General features: G+C 54.4%; 21 protein-coding genes and 1 pseudogene. 9 read left to right on the forward strand and 13 right to left on the reverse strand.

Annotation, left to right across the window (positions count from 1 at the left end; all coding sequences use genetic code 11):
• A pseudogene (locus tag NDI56_RS20175) lies at window positions 1-92 on the forward strand (IS5/IS1182 family transposase); the annotation flags it as partial.
• A gap of 243 nt (window positions 93-335) precedes the next feature.
• Window positions 336-1,217: an ATP-binding protein gene (locus NDI56_RS20180; protein ID WP_310921613.1), complete on the forward strand. Its 882-nt coding sequence runs from the start codon at window positions 336-338 to the stop codon at window positions 1,215-1,217.
• Between the two features lie 124 nt (window positions 1,218-1,341).
• Here the strand turns inward: NDI56_RS20180 and NDI56_RS20185 are convergent, their stop codons facing one another.
• Entirely contained in the window at window positions 1,342-1,632 is a 291-nt protein-coding gene (locus NDI56_RS20185) for a DUF8011 family protein (protein ID WP_310921614.1), read from the reverse strand.
• 39 nt (window positions 1,633-1,671) lie between these two features.
• Entirely contained in the window at window positions 1,672-2,685 is a 1,014-nt protein-coding gene (locus NDI56_RS20190) for a competence protein CoiA family protein (protein ID WP_310921615.1), read from the reverse strand.
• Window positions 2,686-3,032: 347 nt separating this feature from the next.
• On the opposite strand from NDI56_RS20190, the gene NDI56_RS20195 reads away from it, so the two are divergent.
• A complete protein-coding gene (locus NDI56_RS20195) occupies window positions 3,033-3,566 on the forward strand; it encodes a type 1 glutamine amidotransferase domain-containing protein (protein ID WP_310921616.1) in 534 nt (177 codons plus the stop codon).
• Between the two features lie 560 nt (window positions 3,567-4,126).
• On the opposite strand, the gene NDI56_RS21790 is transcribed toward NDI56_RS20195, so the two are convergent.
• From NDI56_RS21790 to NDI56_RS20205, 3 genes are all read right to left on the reverse strand, one after another.
• A complete protein-coding gene (locus NDI56_RS21790; RefSeq protein ID WP_417936050.1) occupies window positions 4,127-4,573 on the reverse strand; it encodes a toxin-antitoxin system TumE family protein in 447 nt (148 codons plus the stop codon).
• Window positions 4,574-5,101, reverse strand: a complete 528-nt coding sequence (locus tag NDI56_RS20200; RefSeq protein ID WP_310921617.1) for a winged helix-turn-helix domain-containing protein — start codon at window positions 5,099-5,101, stop codon at window positions 4,574-4,576. It lies immediately after the preceding gene.
• Window positions 5,102-5,192: 91 nt separating this feature from the next.
• Window positions 5,193-5,912 carry a hypothetical protein gene (locus tag NDI56_RS20205; protein WP_310921619.1) on the reverse strand — a complete coding sequence of 240 codons (720 nt, stop codon included), beginning with the start codon at window positions 5,910-5,912 and terminating at the stop codon, window positions 5,193-5,195.
• A gap of 226 nt (window positions 5,913-6,138) precedes the next feature.
• On the opposite strand from NDI56_RS20205, the gene NDI56_RS20210 reads away from it, so the two are divergent.
• The gene (locus tag NDI56_RS20210; protein WP_310921620.1) at window positions 6,139-6,462 is read left to right on the forward strand and encodes a DUF6788 family protein; all 324 of its coding nucleotides are present in this window, start codon (window positions 6,139-6,141) and stop codon (window positions 6,460-6,462) included.
• Window positions 6,463-6,845: 383 nt separating this feature from the next.
• On the opposite strand, the gene NDI56_RS20215 is transcribed toward NDI56_RS20210, so the two are convergent.
• Both NDI56_RS20215 and NDI56_RS20220 read right to left on the reverse strand, forming a co-directional pair.
• Window positions 6,846-8,054: a Cdc6/Cdc18 family protein gene (locus NDI56_RS20215; RefSeq protein ID WP_310921622.1), complete on the reverse strand. Its 1,209-nt coding sequence runs from the start codon at window positions 8,052-8,054 to the stop codon at window positions 6,846-6,848.
• A gap of 755 nt (window positions 8,055-8,809) precedes the next feature.
• Entirely contained in the window at window positions 8,810-10,960 is a 2,151-nt protein-coding gene (locus NDI56_RS20220; protein WP_310921623.1) for a type B DNA-directed DNA polymerase, read from the reverse strand.
• Between the two features lie 296 nt (window positions 10,961-11,256).
• On the opposite strand from NDI56_RS20220, the gene NDI56_RS20225 reads away from it, so the two are divergent.
• On the forward strand, window positions 11,257-12,936 hold the full coding sequence (locus tag NDI56_RS20225) for a histidine kinase N-terminal 7TM domain-containing protein (RefSeq protein WP_310921625.1): 1,680 nt from the start codon (window positions 11,257-11,259) through the stop codon (window positions 12,934-12,936).
• A gap of 732 nt (window positions 12,937-13,668) precedes the next feature.
• On the opposite strand, the gene NDI56_RS20230 is transcribed toward NDI56_RS20225, so the two are convergent.
• From NDI56_RS20230 to NDI56_RS20240, 3 genes are all read right to left on the reverse strand, one after another.
• Window positions 13,669-13,983 carry a DUF8156 family protein gene (locus tag NDI56_RS20230; protein ID WP_310921626.1) on the reverse strand — a complete coding sequence of 105 codons (315 nt, stop codon included), beginning with the start codon at window positions 13,981-13,983 and terminating at the stop codon, window positions 13,669-13,671.
• A 2-nt stretch (window positions 13,984-13,985) separates the two neighbouring features.
• Complete coding sequence (locus tag NDI56_RS20235; RefSeq protein ID WP_310921627.1) at window positions 13,986-14,930, reverse strand: hypothetical protein; 945 nt, start codon at window positions 14,928-14,930, stop codon at window positions 13,986-13,988.
• Between the two features lie 230 nt (window positions 14,931-15,160).
• Window positions 15,161-16,189, reverse strand: coding sequence for a Cdc6/Cdc18 family protein (locus tag NDI56_RS20240; protein WP_310921628.1), 1,029 nt, complete (start codon window positions 16,187-16,189; stop codon window positions 15,161-15,163).
• A gap of 444 nt (window positions 16,190-16,633) precedes the next feature.
• Between NDI56_RS20240 and NDI56_RS20245 the strand changes: the two genes are divergently transcribed.
• A complete protein-coding gene (locus NDI56_RS20245; protein ID WP_310921630.1) occupies window positions 16,634-17,188 on the forward strand; it encodes a hypothetical protein in 555 nt (184 codons plus the stop codon).
• A gap of 268 nt (window positions 17,189-17,456) precedes the next feature.
• Here the strand turns inward: NDI56_RS20245 and NDI56_RS20250 are convergent, their stop codons facing one another.
• Window positions 17,457-18,344: a TIGR02391 family protein gene (locus NDI56_RS20250; RefSeq protein ID WP_310921631.1), complete on the reverse strand. Its 888-nt coding sequence runs from the start codon at window positions 18,342-18,344 to the stop codon at window positions 17,457-17,459.
• Between the two features lie 403 nt (window positions 18,345-18,747).
• On the opposite strand from NDI56_RS20250, the gene NDI56_RS20255 reads away from it, so the two are divergent.
• Both NDI56_RS20255 and NDI56_RS20260 read left to right on the forward strand, forming a co-directional pair.
• On the forward strand, window positions 18,748-19,353 hold the full coding sequence (locus NDI56_RS20255; protein WP_310921632.1) for a YIP1 family protein: 606 nt from the start codon (window positions 18,748-18,750) through the stop codon (window positions 19,351-19,353).
• A 190-nt stretch (window positions 19,354-19,543) separates the two neighbouring features.
• Window positions 19,544-19,786, forward strand: coding sequence for a hypothetical protein (locus NDI56_RS20260; RefSeq protein WP_310921633.1), 243 nt, complete (start codon window positions 19,544-19,546; stop codon window positions 19,784-19,786).
• Between the two features lie 43 nt (window positions 19,787-19,829).
• Here NDI56_RS20260 and NDI56_RS20265 read toward each other — a convergent pair whose 3' ends face one another.
• Both NDI56_RS20265 and NDI56_RS20270 read right to left on the reverse strand, forming a co-directional pair.
• Window positions 19,830-21,224, reverse strand: coding sequence for a protein adenylyltransferase SelO (locus NDI56_RS20265; RefSeq protein WP_310921634.1), 1,395 nt, complete (start codon window positions 21,222-21,224; stop codon window positions 19,830-19,832).
• Between the two features lie 429 nt (window positions 21,225-21,653).
• Window positions 21,654-22,364, reverse strand: coding sequence for a hypothetical protein (locus tag NDI56_RS20270; protein WP_310921635.1), 711 nt, complete (start codon window positions 22,362-22,364; stop codon window positions 21,654-21,656).
• A 449-nt stretch (window positions 22,365-22,813) separates the two neighbouring features.
• Between NDI56_RS20270 and NDI56_RS20275 the strand changes: the two genes are divergently transcribed.
• Window positions 22,814-22,942: a hypothetical protein gene (locus tag NDI56_RS20275; RefSeq protein ID WP_310921636.1), complete on the forward strand. Its 129-nt coding sequence runs from the start codon at window positions 22,814-22,816 to the stop codon at window positions 22,940-22,942.
• The last annotated feature ends 5 nt before the right edge of the window (window positions 22,943-22,947 follow it).

The raw sequence follows: 22,947 nt of genomic DNA on the forward strand, positions 1-22,947 counted from the left end.
CCGTGCGTGCGCGAAGCTGGTGGCTCGAATTCCGTGAAATCATCCTCAAAGCCACCGTCTACAACCTTCGCCGGAGCGTCCGATATCCGTGAAATCCAGCGCAGTGTACCGAAACTACAGAGCCGAAGACGCTAAATTCTGATCGAAATCAAGAAGCTACAACCGCCTCCTCGGTAAGCCCAAGCTCCAGTACAATTGGCGACTCAACAGAAGTCAAGACATCTCCGAAGTCACGCAAGGACATCGGGAATGCCTCTCAACAGCAATCGCAAAAACCGGCAGTCGTGGATTTAGAACAACTATCCTACGATTGGCGATACTCCCAAACTACGTTTGTGGATATCGGCGGGTACTACGAGGTGAAAGAAGCGCTAAATCAGCGTGTTCTAAAGCCACTGAGGACCACACTCGAAGGCGATGATCGGTACGAGCGGTTCGGAATCCAGCCGTCTCGAGGGATCATGTTCTACGGGCCGCCAGGAACAGGGAAAACGATGTTCGCTCGGGCACTCGCCGGCGAACTCGGGATTCCCTTCGTGGAGCTGTCACCGGGCGATGTCACTAGCAGATGGGTCAACGCCAGTACTGAACAGATTCAGGTCCTGTTTCAAGAAGCGCAAGTGCTGGGCCCCTGCGTGATATTTATCGATGAAGCGGAACATCTCTTCGGTGCTCGTACTCTCGGCGACGGGACGATTCATGCAGAGGATCGCAAAGTGACCTCGGAATTCCTCGTCCAACTCACGAAAGAGAATCGCGAAGCTATCGTTGTCTCAGCCACGAACCGCCCTGCCGATATCGACTCAGCAATACTCCGTCCGGGTCGACTATCGGCTCACTTTGAGGTCGGCCTCCCCGACGAAGAGGCACGTCATGCCATACTGAACGTGCATCTCGCCGCTGTTCCATCGGAACTCTCCGGTGAAGACCTGACCGAACTCGCAAGCCACACTGCAGGACTCACCGGGGCAGAATTGAAAGACATCGTCGAAGATGCGCGGAGAAAGGCAGCTGAACGCGATGCGGAGTGTGTTGAGCGAGAGGACTTCCCACCGAATGAGGAATTAGAGGAACTCTCCGATATGAGGAATCACGACATCGAGGAGCTACCCCGTGTTGACGAAAACAATGCGACGGGGACTAGTACGCCAGACACCACGGATATTGATGCGGAAGACTTCGAAGACTCTGGACAAGGCACGCGCGGGTATCACTGATATGGCGATTCGTGCGGTGTTACTGGGAGAATGGATATTGCACGCCAGATTATTTTTTTAGTCTGTTCTTCTGATCCGGCTGTCAGAATTAGTATGCGTATTTGTCAAACCCGATTGCTCGCGCTCAGCCCCATATTAATTCTGGAGCCAATATGAGGAGAACAAGAAAGACAACGAGGATACCAAGCCCAAGCATCCGTAATATTCCTGCTGAACGTTGTCGGTTCGGCGGAAGAAATTCGGCTAACCCAGAGAACGCAAAGGCAATACCCAAAAAGAGCATGTTGTGAGGACCGTCGAGTACAATACCGAAATACACCCATCCAAGGATGCAAATGAACGAGAAGAGTGCAAAGAGGAAACCCTTCTGTCGTCCGTCAGGCTCACGAAATAATATCCGTTGAACTGCCGCCATACGTACTAACACAAGGGTGACACGATAAAGCGTTTGGCTTTAGACAGCGTTCTCCTCGACGCTGTACCACTCTCCGCAGTTTCCACAGGTCGTAGATCGGCGGACCTCCCCTCTCGAAAGTGGGTCATGAAGTTCAAGATTTCCACAACTAGGGCACTCTGCCGGCTGCTTGTTATTACGAATAGCAACCCCGGCGGCGTGAGTCTCCCTCAATTTCTCGCGGTAGAAACCAGATCCCGTCTCATCGAGCAGCCACTGGACCAACGGGACTGTTATTTCATACTTTGTAATTTCGCGGTCACTAGTCGAAAAGCTCTCTGTCCCGCGGAATCTGGCCACCCAGGGCGTTTTCTCCCATTGTTCGCGGGGGGTGGGAAGCACCCAGTCTTTGATGATTTCAGCATGCACCTCGACGGCTGGGAATTTGCCAGTCCATTGCTTTTCGATATGATCGAAAGCGGAGATCCCCCACCACTCTCGTTGTTTCGGGACGTGTTCGGGCCAGACGGCGTCACGAGCGAGCTTGCGAATGTCCGCCTCGTTCAGTCGACAGTGATCGGTGGCGTAGTCGTCTTCAGAAGTCCAGACCGCCGCAAATCCTTGAGCGATGTAGTCCGCCGTCGTCTCATAGATGTCCTTTGACTCGTTCCGGTGTTGGACTTCGATGACGACGCCGTTGCCGAGTTGCTCGTCGGGCGTCTCGAACTCAACTACGGCGTCTCCGACCCGACGGTCTTTCCCCGATACCGGCGCGGCCAGCTCACGTTCCATCTCACAATCCTCAACGTTCCCTTGGAACAGTCGCTCCAGACGGTCCGCTGCAAAGGATTTCCAGACCCGGTGTTTTTGAGATTCGCCAACTGACTCACAGGCCGCTCCGCCTCCTCCCACTCCGCTGAAGTTCTCGATATGCCCGAAATGGCGAGCTTTCCCATCGCTAGATTTTCGCCAAACACGCATGGTTTCTCCACACTCTGGACACTCAACGTCTTCCCGAATGGGAACCTCTCGGGGAACGGCTTTCTCCCCATCGTAGATTGCGACCCAGGGCACATCACAAAATCGGTCCGGTCGCTATTAGATATTCAGATGCCAGGGTGAAAGTGGTAGGGAAAGACAACTGGATCCCTGTGGCTCAAGTAGAATAAATTCGCAAATTGTTCACTGCTCTTCAGGTATTGACCGATACACAGTCCTGATTGGAGTTGGAGACCACTGACTGAAATACGCTCTTGATTCAGCACGGAATCAAAATATTGTCAGTAGCTAGTGATTTAGACAAGGCCAAGATTATCCCGAAATAGAGTCTATTTCGAGGTACGGTTGGGTACAGACATAACGGGCCGGCATGGACGGCGCAGTCCGGACCGTTTAGTTCGTAATCCCAACGGTGACCCTACATGAAACTGGAAGACACACGAATCGCGATGTTAGTCGGACCCGGATTCGAGGACCTGGAGTTCTGGGCCGTCTACATGCGCATGGAAGAGGAAGGGGCAGATATCGACGTCGTCGGCATGGAGGCCGGCGTAGAGTACACGGGCAAGAGCGGCGGACTCACCGCCGAGACCGAGGTCGCGGCCAAGGAGGTCGATACGGGGGCGTTTGACGCGGTCCTCGTGCCCGGCGGCTGGACGCCAGACAAGATTCGCCGCGACCAATCAGTGCTCGACCTCGTAAGGGACGTCTACGAGGACGGCAACATCGTCGGGCTGATCTGTCACGCCGGGCTGGTCGGCATTTCCGCCGGCATCGTCGAGGGTTCGGACGCGACAGGGTCCCTGGGCATCAAAGACGACCTCATAAATGCAGGCGCGAACTGGGTCGATGAACCCGCCTTTCGCGACGGCAACATCGTCTGGGGGCGCGTCGTCGCGGACATCCCCGATTACAACCGCGTCCTGGTGAACACACTGGCAGAGCACTCTGCATAGGAACCAGTCTCAGTTCACGGTGCGCGTGGCTGCATCCGAGGTAGCGTCCACGCACGAGTGCAGGTGTTCTACTTCCAATGGCCTGATACGACGAGCGGGTTGGCTAATTTTTATTACACCACCTTAGGTACGGTCTCAGTGGGACACGGATCTGAGGTCCAAACCCCCCTGATAGCTCCCGACCTCAAATCCGAATCCCGTGTGTCTTTGGCTGGACGTTGGTTACGTTCAGCCAGTCGTCGACGTCGCCAGCAATTGGAATAGAAGAAACTCACCACAAAACGTATATCTGGGGTAGAGAATTTTTCCGTGTGGGCGGTGGTCCCCGCGAGTTTCACACCTCCAGTTTCCAGTTGCCGGGACCTCGCCCAACTGCATCCCGCCGGGTGTTGCCCACGCCCGGTTTTCTGATACTCGTTTCGGGAGGTGACACTGGTGTTACGGGAGAATTTATGTCGTCCGCAAGTAATGTACAGATGCCGATTGGATAACGGCTGTCAGAGGCACCGGTAGATGGTCTACACACCAGCTACCGTTTCGAAACTCAGACTGAAAGCTGCTCAATTCTCCCAGAGCGTTTGGATACGCCCCTCGATAGCATCAAGAACCGTAGAGTAGACATCTAGCGGATGGCGCGATGACAGTGACAAGTCGGTGGCTTCCACTGCGGTTGGTGGTTGGTGGAAGTGTAGGCGTGCGTTGTGTGGATTGGGATGGCGATCCCAGCGGCACTCCCATCGGCTATCATCCTCGTGTGTTTCGACGTAGTGGAACGAGAAATCGCCCGTCGTGAACCAGCGAATATCGAGTCGAGCGGCTACGACGCCCTCGGGGTACTGTCCCGCGTCGACCAGTGCGTGAAGCAGGCGAGGCTCGTAGCTGTCGGGATCGAATTCCGTCTCGACAATGAGTGCCTCAGTTCGAAGGTGCCGGGCTAGGAGTTGCAGCGTCTGTCGGTCGGGTGGACCGGGAGAACCTGAATTCGGTGTGGTTGGGTCTGGCCCCATCTATGCCGGGATGAGGTGCCCATCGTTCTCTGCGAGCTGGCGGGCGAGTTCGTACAGTCGAATATCCCGAATGACACCGCGCCACTCACTGACTGCAGTCATCCGGTCATGAATAGCCTCGTGACTGTCCTGGTCGTAAACGCTCACAGCAGTTGGATCGGTAGCGTCAAATTCGTCTTCATAGTCGGCCCGTTCTTCTTCGAGCTCACTGACCCGTTCGATAATCTCCTCGACGGTCAGTTCGTCAGCAATCCGGCTGGCATCTTGCCATTCTAGATACCCCTCGTTGCGTTCGTACTGCACGGGCCGGCCGTCACGGTTCACACTGACGATACCCATCTTCGCCAGTCGATCAAGATGCTTTTTGGCAGCGTTCGGAGAGCAATCTGCGACATCTGCAATCTCGGCAGCGGGGGTGGGTGACGTAATCCCCATAGCGACATCGTAGACACGACTGAACGTATCCTCTCCCTGCTGCCACCGTGGCTCGGTGGCTGTTGACTCTGGCGCCGGATCAAACTCCGTCATAAGCATGGATAGGGTACGAAGCGCAATATATCTTTGCGAGAATCAGATATGTGCGTTTTATCGAGCGATATACCTTGGACGGAGATGAGACCTAGTCGCTAGCGATAGGAGCGCGGTACGGGCCGGGCTCGTTCATCACAAGATCGTCGAAGTGAGCAGTCCGGGCGACTAATCGGGGTACGTCGGGTTCCAAGTCAGTCGTCAGCGAACCAGCGAAACCAGGCTCTGTGAGATAGATGTAAAAAGCCAATTCGACGATCGCGTGGACAGCGTACAGCATCTCAAGAGAGTTGACGCCGGGAATGAGTCTATCCTCAGCGAACGCGTCCGTACTGGGAGAGTCTGCTGAAAGGCCACCAGGCATACCACTCCCCAACTCGGAGCTCCGAGTTGCGAACGGTTCCTCAGCGAGCGAGTGCTGCCATGCGGGGTCGACGACGCAGAGAAATTCATCGAGTATCGTCCGGACGAGACTGCCGCTCGCGAGCATGATTTCATCGAATCCAGGAGAGTGGTCCGTGAGAGCTTGGGTCGGCCCTTTCTTGGGTTCGGAATGAGTGTCGATGTGAAGATATTTCGAGGATTTCGCTTTGTTCGCGAGTTCTACAGAGAGGAAGGCGCCACCCTGTGCGGTCGACAGCGCGAGCTGGAGTTCATCGAGGGCTTGAGAGACCACAGGAATGTACTCTTTCGAGTAACCAAGTTCGCCAATAGCAGCGTGTGTCGAACTGAGTGTGACTGGGCTGTACTTAGGCGTATTGCTGGGGGTATCGACGTCTGATGACCCGTTGTTTTGGGAGGGTGCAGTCATATGCGGTGGTTAGTTACGCCGGCATCGGATATGAACTCGCGCAGTAGCCACGTGCCGCAGCAGGATATCCGAAGCAATTCATCCATTTAGTGCTAGAGTCTGAAGATTGCTAGCGAACACCCCCCGTGTGCGATATGTATTCTCGAATAAAATGGCACTCAGCCCTGACTTAACCAACAATACTATGCATTTAGTCGCCTTGTTGGTTAACGCGAGGCGACTACTGATGTCCTACGAGCCACCGACGCCGCCGGCCGAACTCCCGACAAGCATCATCGACACGCTGAACGGGTACTCTCCAGACCAGCTCCAACACATCGCTCACTACGCCGAGGAGCTAGCAGAGCACAAAATTCGTGAGGCCCGGATAGAAGATGAGTCGGCTGGTGACGAGATCGAAGACCGGCCCGATGACTTTCCGGACGACGTCCCATCAAAGGCCACAATCACAATCAAGGAAATCAATGACAACCGCTACTATTACTGGCAGTGGCGGGAAGGCGACAAAGTGAAGTCGAAATACAAGGGACCGGTCAACCCGGACGAATGAATCAGAGTCCGCCTATGGTCCTGTGATGTCTCCACGGAAATCCACCAATTGGATTGCTCTGGGGCGTTACTGAAAAAATAGAACTACTCCAGATACTCGCACTGTAGAGCCAAGGCTTTAACCAACATTGAGTGATGTAATGTTGGTTAATATAGTCTGTCAGCGCACCAACCACACCGGGTTTCCGGTGAAAAAGGACCATTATGTGACGAGAATGGACTGTAGGAATCTCAGGCGTGGCACACCACGTTTCCGGTGAAATCCGCAGCGTACAGCCGAATATCGACGTTTATCCTCTATCGAGAGACACCGGATTTCCGGTGAAACTGGATGCATCCCAGAGATTCAGAATAGTGGTATCTCGCCGAGTTTCCAAAATCGGTTCAGCTGATAGTATCTTCGAGCACCTGTTGTACGACATCTGGGTCCTCCAGAAGCTGGTGCTCTGTATAGCTCCCCTCTGCACTACCACCACTATGGCGCGTCTGTTCGATGATATCCAAGAAAGCATGTTCCTTGAGAAGGTCGCGGACGCGTCGTAACGAAAGCGACTCAGAACCTTCCTGACGGCAAATTTCTTCGTATACATCGTAGACTCGGGTTGTTCGGAAGCCGATATCCTCAGCGTTATTGTCAGCATTGTCAACCGAAAGGATAGTCAGCGCCTGTAGTACGTATCGAGAATGCGGCGTGGAGCCGCTAATGAGCTCACGGAACCGATCAGTCTCAGCCCGCTCTCGAGCTTGAACAACGAAGTCTTCGGGAACCGTCTTCATGTCCGACGATTGGGCGATTTCACCTGCATATCGAAGTATATCAATCGCTTTCCGTGCATCGCCGTGCTCACGAGCCGCCAGTGCAGCTGCCCGAGGGATAACACCATCTTCGAGTACCCCCTCTCTGAACGCATCGCTCCGCGCACTCATGATCTCATTGAGCTGATTAGCGTCATAGGGCGGGAACACAAATTCACGCTCGCAAAGACTGGACTTGACCCGCTCGTCCATCCGGTCCTTATACTTGATTTTGTTGCTAATCCCAATAACACCAATCTTACAATCTTCAATCTTTCCAGCCTCACCAGCTCGTGACAGCTGCATCAGGATGTCGTCGTCTTCGAGTTTGTCAATCTCGTCGAGGATGATGAGGACAACGTCATAACGCATATCGAGAATCCGCCAGAGACGCTTGTAGTAGGTTGCAGTGCTAATGCCCTTGTCGGGAATGTAGATATCATTCTCGTCGGTATTTACTGAGTCAGCAATCGTCTGTACAGATTGAGTTTCGGTGCTATCTTGAGCACAATCCACATACGCGTAGGCAGCGTTGATACCCTCTTCAGCTGCGGTATCGACCAGTTGGCGGGAGACATATTTTGCACAGAGAGACTTCCCAGTTCCAGTCTTCCCATACAGGAGAACGTTGCTAGGACTCTGGCCAAAAATGGCGGGATTAACCGCGTTAGCCAATTGCTTGATTTCTTCATCACGACCAACAATGCGGTCCTCTTCCGGAAGATGGCTGATTTCAAGCAGTTCCTTGTTCACGAAGATTGGGTCTTCAAGAATGAAGAGATCGTCAGAGTCGGACATTGCTTGTACACCGGGTTTCCGGTGAAACGTCTTGATACTTTCCCCGAGACACGCACACCACGTTTCCGGTGAAAACCGTTCAGAGGGTGTCTAGTGTCCAGATGAAACGGGGGTTAGGATACACCGGAAACCTGGTTTTGTTACTATCTGCCTCAACCGCATTGGCGAAACAGCCCGTGAGCAGCAGGAGATGAATATACTGAAACAGCCGAAATAGACTGGATAGAAGCGTTCTATTCAGTGATTTCGATTGGAGTGAGTACAAACCACAAGCGAGAACAACCTCGCTTGAAACTTTAGAAAGCGATTCAGTTACTGGAATATCACGCTAGGATAGTATTTAAAACTATGTCAGACAGCGCAATAAAGATAATTTCTAGTCATTTTCTTGCTTGTGTGAGTTCTATACTGTTCTATCTCCTGTGGACCTCTTTGAATCCGCTGAAAATAGGGTTAAATCCTTCTCTGCTACAACTGGGCTTAGTGGCTACCCCCTCTCTATTGGGCTATTTCACCGGAAATCTGGTGTGTCTGTACTGCGGTTCCGAGATCACGCTGTAGTTGTTGGTGCTAAGCGTTCTTGATTACTGCCATTGCTCTCTGTTTCACCGGAAACCCGGTGTGCGTGTGGCTTAATTCCGAAGACAATTCTGGGGTGGCTTAGTTGAGTTGCATTTCACCGGAAATCCGGTGTGCGTGTGGGATCTCAGTATCTCTCAGATTTCACCGGAAACCCGGTGTCCCCCTATCATGTTTCAGCAAAAGTCTCTTAGCCGACTCGTAGTCGTTTCAGCGAGTTCCCGTCGAATATCTGTCTGATCCCACCCTTTTGGAGAGAGGACACTCTCGACCGCTCGAACGAGCTGTGTCTCGTAGTACTCGGGATCGTATTCCTCAATCTCTTCATGAGCTAGGGCGACACGGTCCCGAGATGATTTCTGATCGTCGACGACCACGTACTCGATGTCCTGTCCCGGATGGACGCCCAATTCTTGATCTCGTGCCCGTTTGAGCGCGGCCACGTTCTGCGTGTTCTGGGTATACCCTTCCAGTGGTTTTGAGACTCGATTCCGTTCGACAAGTTGGTCGGCAACAACCTCCCCGGAATGCAGTCTCGCAATCGCCGCTTTGAGCCGGTGGATGACTACGTCTGCTGACCGTGTCTCATCAAGCACCTCTATACACTCCCGTTGTACCGCTTCGATGAACGGCGGTGTCGACCGCTGGCGAGCTTCGATGCCACGGAGCTTGAACTCCTCCTCGCCGCTGACTTTTCCAAAGTACTTCGTCAACGCGCCGGCGTTGCTCTCTCGCTGCGGGACGAACGCCACCCAATCGTAGTGAGCTTCGTACTCGAGGCGAATCTCGACTTCGTCGGTAATGTCCATCGCGAGCGTTTCGAGGTCCTCGCGGTACGCGTTGTCGACGTCTGGATCCGGCGTGACCCAGATTGAGTCGACGATACCATGGACGACGCGCCAGCCGCCCGCCTCCAGGCGCTGTTTCGCCAAGAGCAATATCTCACGAGCGTAGGCGTTGATGGCTTCGTGGCACTCGATACGACCGAATTTCGCGTTACTGAACCCCTGATAGCCGAAGCATGCGACGAGGATCCACTTCAGCGCTCCCGAGCGACCCTCGAGCTCGTCGAGGCGCTTTTCGTCGGGCTCGTCACGTTGGCGTTCTCGACGGATGGCTGCCTTGATCTCGTCTCGGGCGTCGATAATCGGCTGGAGGACGTCGACGAGGTAGCCACGCTCGTCACAAATTGAGTACCCCAACCCGGGCACATCGTCACGATCGCTGTGGCAGTCACAACGGATGACGTCTGGTGAGACGTTTCGCGTACAGATGATGTTCGGATACAGACTCGAAAAGTCGAGTTCGTGAACGTTCTCGTGGAAACCGACCTCCGGCGCGAAGATGAAGCCGCCGCGGTCGGCGTCGTGCAGCGTGCCCATCGGCTTGAAGAGTTCATGACGCCAGGAGTTCCACGGGACGAGCACGCCGCGGTCGTGGGCTTCACAGATCTGAATCGCCGTCAGGACGTTCCCGATAGATGCCCAGGCGAGTTCTTGGACGGGCTTTTTCGAGCGCGACACGAGGTCGAGGACACCATCGAGGTTCGTCTCTCCGTAGAAGAACGTGTTCGACTCGTCGATGATGGCCCGGCCCGGAACATTGTACCGTGCTGGTGAGTGGCCCACTTGGCCGTAGCTGGCGTAGGTCGACGCACCTGCGAGTTGCTGGTAGTCCACGTCCGGCCACCGACTCAGCGAGAAGTCGTCGACGCCGGCGTCTGTTCCCATCTCGTAGAGTGTCGGGACAATCTCACTCGTCGAGCAGACCAGGACGTCCGGATCGTATGCGTCGAATGCTGCCTGTACGGCGGCCAAGAGCTCCGAGGGCGAGCCGGTGACGGTGTCGCCGGCGACGGACAGCTCTCCATAGATATCGTTGCTCGTTTCGGTCACCGGGACACTGAGCCGGAGCGTCGACAGCTCGCTCGCCGGCGTGGGATTGACGCCCTTCTCCAAGCAGTACCGGAACTCCCGCGAGAAATCAACATTGAAGCATGCGAGATCACCGATCGGATAGTCGGACAGCTGGCGTACCTGCCGGGCGAGTGGAGTGACGCGGTCGATGTGGGCGGCGTCGACGGCGAGGACTGTCTCTTTGTCCCGTCGAAACCCGGGCCGTCGCGCAACCGTCTCGGTCGCGACGACGTCCGGGTGCTGGTCGTACACCGATTCGAGTGTCGTGAGGTCGAGGTCGGTCTCTGGGTCGCGAGGGGCGACGTAGAAGCGTGGGGTGTAGTCATCGCGCTCGGTCGCGACGGCGCCGTCGTCGGTCACTTCCCACTCTAGGACGCGGCCGTCATCCAGGAAGTCGATAGTGAACACCATTGCCTGTTACCCTCTCCAGCGATATTTTGAGCAGTCCAATATAGCGCGTGGCGTGTCGTTTCCGGATTTCTTAGTATCGCTTGGATTCCGGTTTTGACGACGGCTACCTGTGTCTCTGTATCGTCTGACCGTGTTTCCGGAACGTGGGTGGGATTTGTTATCGCCGGCTGTTAACCAACACTTCTGACGAATCTGCATAATGTTGGTTAACGTCCTTACTGCTTCCAGAATCAAATCGTATACTGTGAGCATGGAGATTAAATATTCCAATCACGCAGTTCGACCACGAAACGACCGTGGTAGGGCTGATAGGCGGTAGTCTTGTTGGACTATCAATTGCGTCAGGTATTGCGAGTGTCGGATTAGCGCTGTACCTATCCAGACACCGTGGGCGACCTGGTGCGACGTGGTTCATGGCCTCGTTGACTGCACAAGGTATCTGGGCGGTCGCATACGGGCTGGGACTCACACTGACTGACCCAGGACTTCGAGCGGCAGCAGAAGCGCTGGCTTGGATCGGAATGAACTGCACTGGCCCGTTCTTCCTCGCCTTCGCACTCGAGTATACTGGGCGCAGTACAGTGACACAGAATCGATGGGTGCCTGTACTCCTTCTCTCGCCGATGGCGACGCTGGGACTCGGGGTGACACACCCGCTCCATACGCTACTCTGGCGAGACTTTCGGTTTGCATCGGTATTCGACCTTGGGACGGTCCTGTACTCGATTCAGCCGCTGGGCTACGTGACGGTTATCTTGAGTCTCTCGATGGCGGGTATTGGTGTGCTCTTACTCGTCGAAACCATGCTCGCCTATGGGAAAATCTATCGCCGGGAGACCGTTGCTATCGTGCTCAGTCCGATCCCCGCCTCGATACCACTGCTCGTATGGCTCGGGCAAATCGGTCCGTATCCACAGCTCAATTTCACGCCTGCACTGCTGCTCACGCACGTGACCCTTGACGCGTATGCGTTTTCGAGTACGTCGATGTTCGAGACGAATCCGGTGACACAACGAGCGGCCGAACGCAGTGCTGTGGATGATTTGGATGACCCACTTCTGGTGGTCGATGGGGATCAACGTGTTGTGAAGCTCAACGACAGTGCTCAGGCTCTTTTCGAGATCTCGATGGAGCAACTCCCACGTAGTTTTGCAGCACTCGTTGGAACCGATTTAGATACACTCCGGACCACCGGAGACTTGTCGCTCGACTCGCGTACCTATGGCGTCTCGTATACTCCATTAGAGACACCTGACGGCGGGCGTGTCGGCGGTATCGTCGTCCTGTATGATATCACCACTGAACGGAACCAACGACAGCAACTGTCCGTGCTCAACCGTGTGTTGCGACACAACCTCAGAAACGAAATGACGATTGTCAGAGGACATGCCGACTCGGTACAATCGAACTGGACTGATTCACAACTGCTCACACAGATGAATTCTATCATCGGGGCAAGCGACCGGTTGCTTTCGATTTCCGAACAGATGCGCGATTTCGAACAGGTCGTGGATAGAGAGATTGAACAGCAGGCGGTCGACTGTTTGGATTTCATAGAGACAGTCCGTATGGATGTTCGTGACACGTACCCTGAGGCGAGTGTGGCCGTAGTGGCCGATGCAGCACCCGATCACGTTCGGACTGATCCGACAGTCCTCTCGCTCGCGCTGTCCACTCTTGTAGAGAACGCGATTCGACACTCCGATGACCCTGTCCCGACTGTCGAATTATTTTGTAGCGATGATGACGCCGACGAGACGGTCATATTCCAAGTGAAGGATACTAACGACCGGATTCCCGAGAATGAGCTAGCAGCGCTGGGGGCAGATGAGGAACAACCGCTTCAACATGGTCGCAGTATCGGCCTCTGGATCGTCAATTGGGCCGTCACGGCAGTCGGTGGGCAACTCAGGTTCCAGTATGAGAGTGGGAACGTCGCTACAATTGAACTCCCTGCCGATACCCACAGAGACTGAACTCGAGTGTCTTGTTACAATCGTGACTTACGGAGCGTTCGTTGTGGCTGTGCTGAACGCGGCGAACGTATGAAACTGGCCGCAAGATGCTTCGAAGAATCGTGCCGAGTGCTCGGTACAATGGGTGTCCCTTACAGAACTGCAGCAGGCTGTCCGGAGGAGCCATTACCGAGCGGCACCAATTCCACGTGACCCACAGATGGAGCATGATCCCCGGTTTCAGGAAGTACAGCGATTTCGTCAGCCATGGCTCTGGGTACTTTTAGGTGGGGTCGGACTTCTCACGCTTGTATTAGGGCCCATCTCGTGGGGAGGGCTCGCTATCATTGTCGTGGTTGCTGGACTAATCTACAGTCTTCGCCTCCAGACGGCGGTAAGAGACGACGGTATCTATTTCAAAATGTGGCCGCTCCACCGTTCGTTCCGACGCATTCCGTGGTCGGAGATTGCGCGATACGAGTCCAAACAGTACGGCCCACTTCGCGAGTTCGGCGGCTGGGGAATTCGGTGGGCTCCTGGGAAAATAGCGTACAACGTCAGTGGCAATCGTGGAGTCTGGATTGAACGGACGAATGGACGTGCAGTTCTTCTCGGATCACAACATGCCGAAGAGTTTGTTCGGGCTATCGACGAAGTAACTCCGTAGTTCTCTGGATTTGTCCCTTGGACCCTACGAGATTCAAGGGATGCAACGTCACTCAATGTCGCACGAAACTGTACCGAGGCTCGTCATCAGTTTTCTTCCTCCTGCAGCTCACTGCCTGTGACGTTGCTGTCTTGTACGCTCCCCAGCGAAGCTTCGAGTTCGTCAAGCCGGTCTGCGTGGTCGTCGAGACGCGCCTCTTGCTCAAGGTCGATACTGAACAGTGCCGGCAGCATCGGATTCTGGTGGTTCAACAGCCCGCTCGCGTCGGCGTGCTCGCGGGCGTACTCGAACAGTCGATCAAACTGAGGCTGGTCGCGACGCCGCAGTGCCCGGCGGAACTCCGCCCAGCGCTCTTCGATGGCTCGGAGCGCATCTCGGTACGTCGGGTTCGTGCGCCCCATCGCTATCGACCTCCTGTTCCGGTTGCCGTCCACGCATCGAGTAAGGGGTCCGCGGTGGCCGATACCGTCTCACCGTCAGTTGTGACGCCTGTCCCGACACCCTCCGTGGTCGGCGTCGACGCGGCTGGCGTCGTCGGTTCCATACCGACCCGCGTAGCGCGTGCCGCGAGCAACTGTCGCCAGTAGGCAAACGTCGTCTGGTAGTACGTGCCGCCGTCGACGGGATAGACGAGTGTCTCGAAGCCCTCCCCACTGATTCTTGGCCCCATCCGGGTTTGCTCACACTCCAGATGGTGGTCGGCGGCCGTCGCGACCGGCGCGGTGAACTCGTCGCGCTTGCTTCGAGTGACGAGCACGGGGATGTCGTACCCCTCGGCGTAGGTCGCTAACTTTGCGAGCGCTCGGGCTTGGAGGGTCTCGGTGTGTGCCTCGCCGAGGGTATCGTTGGCACGGTACTGTGCATCGACGGCTGGGGCGACGATGAGCGAGGGTGTGTGAGGAGACGTCTCCCCATCGCAATCCGTGGACTGTCGCTCTCGCAAACCATCCACGGTCGTCGATTCCTGAATACAGTGGTTCACTGCCGTCGGGAGATCACAGACAGCGCCGTAATGTTGGTAGGCGGTGAATCCGCGTGCAACGTGGATCCGGTCGAGCAACCGTTGGCTGGGAGCAATTCGTGAGAGCGTGGTGGTCGTGGCGTGTCCGTTGGCGTCGACCCAGAAAGCGGGCCCGTTGTGCATGAGGAGATGGTCAAGTACTATCGACTGCAGGATAGGCACGCCCCGACTGCCGTCGACGTCCAACAGCGTGATGCCGTCCTCAAGTGAGGGAAGTAGGACGTCGCCGCTCGCTGTATCAGGTTGGCTGGATATGGACCGATTCCGGTCAGCTCCTCGCGTTGGTTGCTCAATTTCCAATCGATTCGAGGGTGGGTGGTCTGACATACATGAGTAGAGGTTCACAGACCCGATAATCTGCGGCGTGTCGCTTCCGAGTTTCAGGAAATCGACGGGAGCAATCTGGAATAGACCGTTGTACCCGGGATTTTGAGTGTCTCGCCCGCTTCCGCGAAACTCTCCGAAATCGTCTGCAACAGTTTAACCAACAAAACGAGCCAAGGCAGTCCGAATGTTGGTTAACAGGGCAACTCTAGCGTCGAATCGCTGCGTGGGACTCAGTTCGCCGGCGAACTGACTGGTTCGGTGACGACGGAATACTGCCGGTCTCGGCTCGTCCCGTTGGCTTCTAGAAGGTTGTACTGGACCATCTTCGAGAGGTACGTCCGAATCGTCCGTTTCGTTCGCGGGTCTTCGACGGCGTCGCGATAGCGCTCGTGGATGGCTCCTGGTCCGAGGGGACCATCCTCATGAACGATTTCGTAGACGGTTTGTTGGTGTGGTGTGAGTGAATCGAGGCTCGTCTGCCTGATTTGTGCCCGGGCGTCATCCGCAGCGTCCAACAGCATGTCGTCTGTGATTCGCTCTTCATCTTCTCTATCAGCCTCGCTAGCGGCGGTACGGAGAATCCCTATCGCGAGACGGGCGTCGCCGGCGGCCGCATCGGCGATGCGATAGAGCTGGTCGTCGGTGATGACATCCTCGTCGAGACCCCATTTCGCACGGGCACTCAGGATGTCGTAGAGTTGCTCGTCGTGGTACTTGTCCATCCGGACGTGTTCGCTGGAGCGGAGTCGGCTCACGAGCCGGTCGTCGACACGGCTGAACAGCTCCTCTTCTTTGTTAGCGATACAGACAAGCGCGAACTGCTCCAAGCTGTGCAGGTCGTAGAGGATGCCCGGATCTTCCAGCTGGTCGACCTCGTCGAGGATGATCACCGTTCGCGGTCCATCGTACTGTTGGATCCGGTCGACGAGTTCGTCGTGGGGTGTCGACTGCCGATGGATATCAATGGTCTGGCCGAGGTCGTCGAGAATCTGGTAGAGCGTTCGGAAGCGGGTGTAGTTGCGCCAGCAGTTGACATAGGTGGTCTCGATGTCCAGCACTTCCTCTCGCAGACGCTCGGTGACGAACTTCGAGATGCACGTCTTCCCGGCGCCGCTGGGGCCTGTGACGATGGCGGTGTCGGCGGGTTCCCCGTTCGTAATCGGTTCCAGAACGCTGGAGAGGTGGTTCAACTCGGCGTCGCGATGTTCGATTTCCTTCGGTATGAACCCCGCCCGAAGCACACGAGCATCGCGAATCATGGATTGATTAGTAGATTGGTTTTCTAGCGCGGTATATAATGGTGGCTGGGTAGTTTCCGGAAATTGGGGTCTACAGTTTGTTCTTATCGCCAACTCCGCCGTTGTCATGCGGTTCTGTTTCCGGTAAACCGTCGCTTCCAGGATTTCCGGAAAGGATGCGAAACTCCCTGAGTGCAGTCCCGATTACGGCGATAATCGTGACCAATTCTTTTTCAGATACAGTCGTCAGGGACAGTCAACACCTGTGATTAGTGTGAGACGAATGTGCGGCAATCGAATACGTAGACAAGGAATCAAAGGGCCGTTCTCAAAAGGTCAATTCGAAAATTATTGGGACGAGCCGGCTCTTTAGTAGCTTATCAACACACCATCTACGGCTACCAACCCACTGCCACAATATATTCAGCTCAAGTCTTATTATAATAAGCCATGAGATATTTTCAGATGGCCATCGTGGCGGTTGTGGTCGGTATAGCCATGGGCCTCGGTAATTTCGATGACTGGGGCATCGCAATCAGTGTCGTGGCCATCTGTGGTGGGGGACTCGCGTTTCTGCTTGGGGCCGCACAGAACCACCGTCAGCAATTGTTCGTCATTGGCGCAATGGTGATGCTGGGATTGCTGTTCGTGGCTGCAGGGATTTACGAAGCGACCATCAGTGTACAAAAGGAAGGAATCCCGATGATGATCGCGATAGGGTTCACTCCGCTAGCGATGTTGGTCTCGTATCCGCTGTATCACGCCGGAGCCATGTTCCGGAGAGAGCCTGCCAACAGAAGCCACAGACTCCTCCTGACAGCTGTGGCGCTTCCCTGGATTATCGGTGGTTTCGGGTACTTCACCCTCCAGCAGGTTCTGAGAGCGACCCAGTCTCTGTACAGTTCGGAAGATCTATTCATACGATCCTTGTTCGATATCTGGCCCACTGTCGGCATCATGATGATAGGAGCAGTGTTTGTCTACGGTGTTCACCGAGCGAGACGACCCGATTTGCGGTAGCTGTCCTGCTACTGGAGCAAGGAGAGTGCATGGCTTGATCAACTCGTCGTGAACAGGCGAAGTCTCCCAACCTCTGGCTGTGTACACCCGGCGTCATTTGGAGAAAATCCTGTGTACTCTCTGTACTGACCGGTGGTCTGCTCGGTTGAGCATGCGGTAATAATCACGACCAGTTTTCTGGAGAGAAGTTCTATCTCTGCTTAACGTGAGAGGTAAGAGCAGAAATCGAATAAGCAGGTACAAGGCTAAAGGACAGTTCTCACAGATATCAGTTCTCCGCAGCTTCTGTCTCGAGTACATCGAGAAGTAGGTCGACGTAGTGGAGAATCTGCATGGCACGCTTCTGATCAATAGATTTCTCATCACGGTGACTAGGAGGATTCCGTAAAGCACCGAACCCTCCTGCATATAGATACATCCAACCAAGCTTCTCTGCTTCCACGTCGGCAAAAGTAAGCGGGCCGTGGTCAGCGTTGAAGGCATCTTGAGCCAGACTCACTCCGGTGTCATCTTGAGAAAAATCGCCCTCCTCCCTGATCCGCTCTTCGAGGACTCGGAACGCAGTCCGGACGGAGCTCTGGTAGTGCCCGTCAACGTACTCGGGAACTGCATCACTGCGTAGATCTGGATGTTCCAAGTGCAGAATCGGTTCTTCATTCGTATCCTGGAACAGTTCATCGACCATATCGAGAAACGCCATAGCGTTTCGCCGGTCCTGATGTGTGTAGTCCACGGTCTTGCTGTAGTGGCGTATCTCGCCTCGGTGCCCGTTTGCATCCACCTCAAGCCCATAGTCATCTACTGTGAACCTGGCCTCCTCAATATCCTCTATATGCCTTCCAAGTCTGCTATTGAATCCGTTTCCAGAATCCAGAGGAACAGTTATCGACCGCTTTTGATCATCCTGCTCGCGGATGTAACGCTGCAGTAGTTCAGCTACGTCCTGAAGGTCAGACCAGTCTGAGAAAACAAAGGTCCCTCCAAAAGATTGGGTCGCCGTACTATCTCCTGGATAGTGTTCGTGGGTGCTGATGTCGAAAACGCTCTCCTCACTGTCCAGGCTCAGGATCGTCTCGATCCGGAAACCAGGTTCATCATCTTCTACGGCCTGCTCCGAAGGATACTGTTCAGAAATAAACTCCCGTGAGATACGCATCTTGGTCAAATGGTGAAACGAGAGTGTAATAGGCGTTCCCTCAGAAGTCGGGTCCACCAGTTCTTTCAGCGATTAGAGGTCAGTCGGCGGCATGAGATTATAGAGGATAGGAGCCTGATTGGGAAGCTCAATATTATTACTGGCCTCACCATTTGCTAAGTTATTCTGATTTACTGAACATTAGGGAGTTCAGGAATGCTGGGATAATCACGACCAGCTCTTCAAACAAGCCGGTACTGGAAATCCCTCTTCGTTTCAGCGTCTGTTGAGCGAATATGTTGCTCACTGCTGATGCGCACGCCTCAGTCATCCTTTCGAAGGCCGAAGACGTCTATTTTCGACCTCTCACCGATTCTATCTCTAATCAGTAAACTTATTGACGAGTCGAAATACGCGATAACCAATGCCCTACACACCGCTATTCGCTCCGGATGAGTTTTTCGCTCCGGATGAGTTTTCCGCTCAACGGCCTCCGTCACTAGCCGGTGCCGCGATCATCTTAATTTTCACAAGTGTCGTCGCCGTTGCGAGTGGGGTGCCGTACGCAGACCAATTTCCGTCCGAATTCACGCCCGAAGGACTTGTGTTCGTGTTTCTCATTGCCGGTTTAATCGGCGGTGCTGCTCTCTGGACCGTATTGACAGTTCCCGTGTATCTCCTGACCGCGATTGTTGGCGGCACTGGCTCGATCGCCCGGACTGCGGCAAACATCGGATGGGCATCGCTTCCGCTCTTGTTGCGACACACGATTCTGACACTCACTATCTGGGTCCTCACGCTTACCGGAGACGCTCCACCGATAGCGATGACTCAGATGCAGCCTCCGTCTCCGTTGTTCCTATTTAATCTCCTCACCGGCGTCATCGCCTACGTTTGGCTCGGGTATCTTTTCACGTACGCCATCCGGGATGCTCGAAATCTGGATATTCGACGCTCGGCTGGCGTCGCAGGAATTGTCATTATGATCCCGCTGCTTAACACTGCTTTGAGCCTCTTTGGAGTGTTTTAGCAGTAGTTTCGATTCTGATGATCTGCTGAAACCCTCCAGAACTGAGCGGAAATGGTTGTTGGGTACAGAGGATGCACTGATCGTTGAACGGCTTGGTCGAACATTTGGCGATAAGCACGATCAGTTTTCCTGAGAGTGCTGCTATTTCTGCTGCTCTATATTTTGTAAGCCAGCCGGTGCCAATCTCACAATGGCTACTGTCGGCGCGTTCATCCCGCTAATCGGCAAGCTCGTATTCATCTGGAACCTTCTCCAGTCCCGGTTGGAGGAGCCAAAAATCGAAGATGGCGACCCTTGGAACCTCGAACGCGACGGGATGCTAGACATGGAGTGGACTTGGTTCGACTGCAAGCTGGAGACGGACATCACCGACGGCGGTGAGGATGAGGAGGTGTCCGCGTTGACCGACGTGGGTGAGCAAAAGGACGACTGACGCTGGTAAAATTGATGACTATGCCCATTTTGGTAATATCCGCTCAAGTATTACAGTACGTTGTATACTCTGCATCGAATTCTCGCGGCGGTGGTTGCTGGAATTGTGACCCCATATCCGTCGATGTATAGGGATTTTCCAACACGGTCAGTAACCCCTTGAATTTGGAGAGATCTCCAGTTTCGAGATACTCGTCCAATGCCTCTTCAACGAGATAGTTGCGGGGGATATACCGCGGATTGGCTTCCTGCATCAACTCCTCATCTAGGCCGACAGCAGCCAACTTATCCCTGAGCTGTTCGAATTCTGCAGTTGCAAACTCCGGGTAATCAAACGTGCCAGGCGTCTCTAATTCGAGGAAGGTATTGATATAGTCTGCGTTCGATTTGCGAAGCCACTCGATAAATTCATCGACGAGTTCGTCCTCGCCATCTGAGTTGATTCCCAGTTTCGACCGCATCATCGTGTAGTAGTGTGCATCAAACCGCTCCTCAAATTCGTCCAGTTTGCCTTCGAGTTCATCGTACGTGAGCGCTGTTTGCGTACACAGGGGTTGGAGTGCCTCTGCAAACCGTTCAAGATTCCACCGCAAGATGGGTCGCTGGTTTCCGAACGCATATCGGCCGTGCTTGTCGATCGAGCTGAAGACCGCCTGCTCGTCGTAATAATTCATGAACGCACAGGGGCCGTAATCAAATGTCTCGCCATCGATACTCATGTTGTCCGTATTCATCACACCATGGATGAATCCGACACGCAGCCAGTCAACGACCATCTCGATCGACGACTGCATGACTGCATCGAAGAATTCTAGATAAGTGCGAGCCGTTGCATTTAGCTGCGGATAGTGCCTGTCGATAACATAGTCCGTGAATCGCTGTAGTTCGTCGGATGCGTGACCTGCAACATACTGGAAGGTTCCGTATCGAATGTGGCTGTTCATCACTCGGACAAGGATGGCTCCAGCTTCTCTCTGTCGTCGTTCGACTACGTCGTCAGTTTCGATGACTGCCAGACTTCGCGATGTGTTGATGTTGAGACGCTGCATCGCATATGAATACAGATACTCTCTGAGCATCGAGCTGACAGTCGCCTTGCCATCGCCTCTTCCGGAGTAGGGGGTTCGACCGGACCCTTTCAGTTGAATATCCCACCTACTACTGTCGTGTACATGTTCGCCAAGTGTCATGGCCCTCCCATCGCCCAGGACGGTAAAACTTCCATACTGGTGGCCTGCATATGCTTGGGCGATTGGTTCTTCCAGGAGCTCCTGGCCTGCTAGAATGGTAGCATTGAGCGCTGCTGTATCTAATCCAAGATCAGTACAGAGACCGGTGTTTAGAAGCAAAATTTCCGGATTAGCGATACTCTTGGGCGTTACTCTGGAATAGAGGTTCGCGTCTAAATTTTTGTACGTGGTGTCAAATGAAAAGGCCATTTAGTTGCATATAGCGTTACCTTGCTTAGGGTAATAACCTTCTCTTTGAAAATGCAAAGAACTGGTCAAGCAGAGCGGTACACTGGCGTGTGTTGTTTATAGGTAGCTCCCGGGCTTTCACCACTCCGGAACTCGGGCGCTCGCTCGGGATGCTTGTGCGACCGCCACCGCCGAAGATTGGACCGCAGGGTGGGAGGAGGGATAATGCACAGTTTAACCAACAAAATGGCTATATTCGAGTTATTGTTGGTTAAAGGCACGAGAACCCATCCAAGCAGCGACGCGCGAGAGACCAGAGAAAACAAGCCGCAATGCTCTAACTTCAATAGCCCAGTGTGAAGCGACTTGAAATGCGGTGATAACACCTATCATCGCCAATTTCGATATCACCTACTTTCGACATCCAAACAGGCATGATTGACTGTGTAGTCACTCGTCACTATCTTCGTCTTTAGACGTTGTCTGCTCAAGTTGTTTTCTAAAGGCCGCCATCGGGTGTAGCCAGGTGTAGAGTGACGAACTATGGTAGAACTGCTGCATGCGGGACCGGCGCCAGCTGCATCTAATTTCGATTATAAAGGACCCGACAAAGAGAATGCCTCCTACACCAAACCCAGCAAACTGTAGTTGCGTAAAGAAGATCGTGAGTGCCCGGTAGAAGCCAGGTGCAAAGCTAGTACATGCAATATGCAGTGGTCCACCCGAATAGGTTCGGAAACAAGTCCATCGTCCGATCTGGAAGAATGCGAGTCCCATGGCTGCAAACCAACCGAAACCAAACACCAGGATGGGCCGTGATTCGTGGCAGAACTCGTAACTCGACTTCGCGTCCAGTTGATCGAGGTTGACAACTAATGTCGCTAGCCGACTGAGTCCGGTGAATATCAGGAAGGCATAGCTCCGAAGCCGGTGATATATGATGTTGACCAGCAGGAGACTAAGGAACACTGCAACCCCTACTTGTGTAACGCCAATTTTGTTGAGCTGGGCTGCCCAACCAACAGCTATCAGCCCCCAGCTCAATAACAAGCCACCAATCCCGACAGAAAACCCAATCAGACCGCCCATCGTGGAGAGATACCAGAGTTGCTGCTCCACCACCCACCACTCGTCGTTAGTTGCGTCAGCAGAGGGTGGCATTCATTTGATAATATATAATGGGGAATATATAGTTCCATGGTGGCTTGTCCAGAACGCGACATAGTCCCCGTCGTCACGGACGTTAATCGGTCGGCTCAGTACCTGCTTCGACAGCAAACTTGAGGCACCCAGCCTGCCGTCGACGCGGAGCCGCTTCCGACGATCTCCGCTGGGGGTCCATCGCTCTGGTCGAGTCCGAGGCGCTGGTTATGCCCCGGAAGGGGGCTCATCGTGGCTTGCATTCTGGTCCTCTCCACGAGCCGACAGAGCGTCCGCTGCATACCGTGACAGCTCGGAATACAGACGGCTATCTGGTGTCGCCGTACCTTTTGCCGCTGTACAACGGTCGCGACTGCTGCGCGCCCGGGCTTTCACCCATCCGGCACTCGGTCGGGATGCTCGTGACCATGAGCGTGAATCCTATATTTTTGCGGTGGCTGGGACGCTGAGTGCACATATACTACCTTGGCGAGTGGGAGATTACCGACGACCCCCGCGAGCTGTGCGAAGGGCTGGCCGACGCAACCGGTGACGATACCTACCAGAACATTCTGGAATCGCGCTTGAGCGAATACTGAGGGGC

The sequence above is a fragment of the Halomicroarcula saliterrae genome (genome assembly GCF_031624395.1).
Lineage (GTDB): Archaea > Halobacteriota > Halobacteria > Halobacteriales > Haloarculaceae > Haloarcula > Haloarcula saliterrae.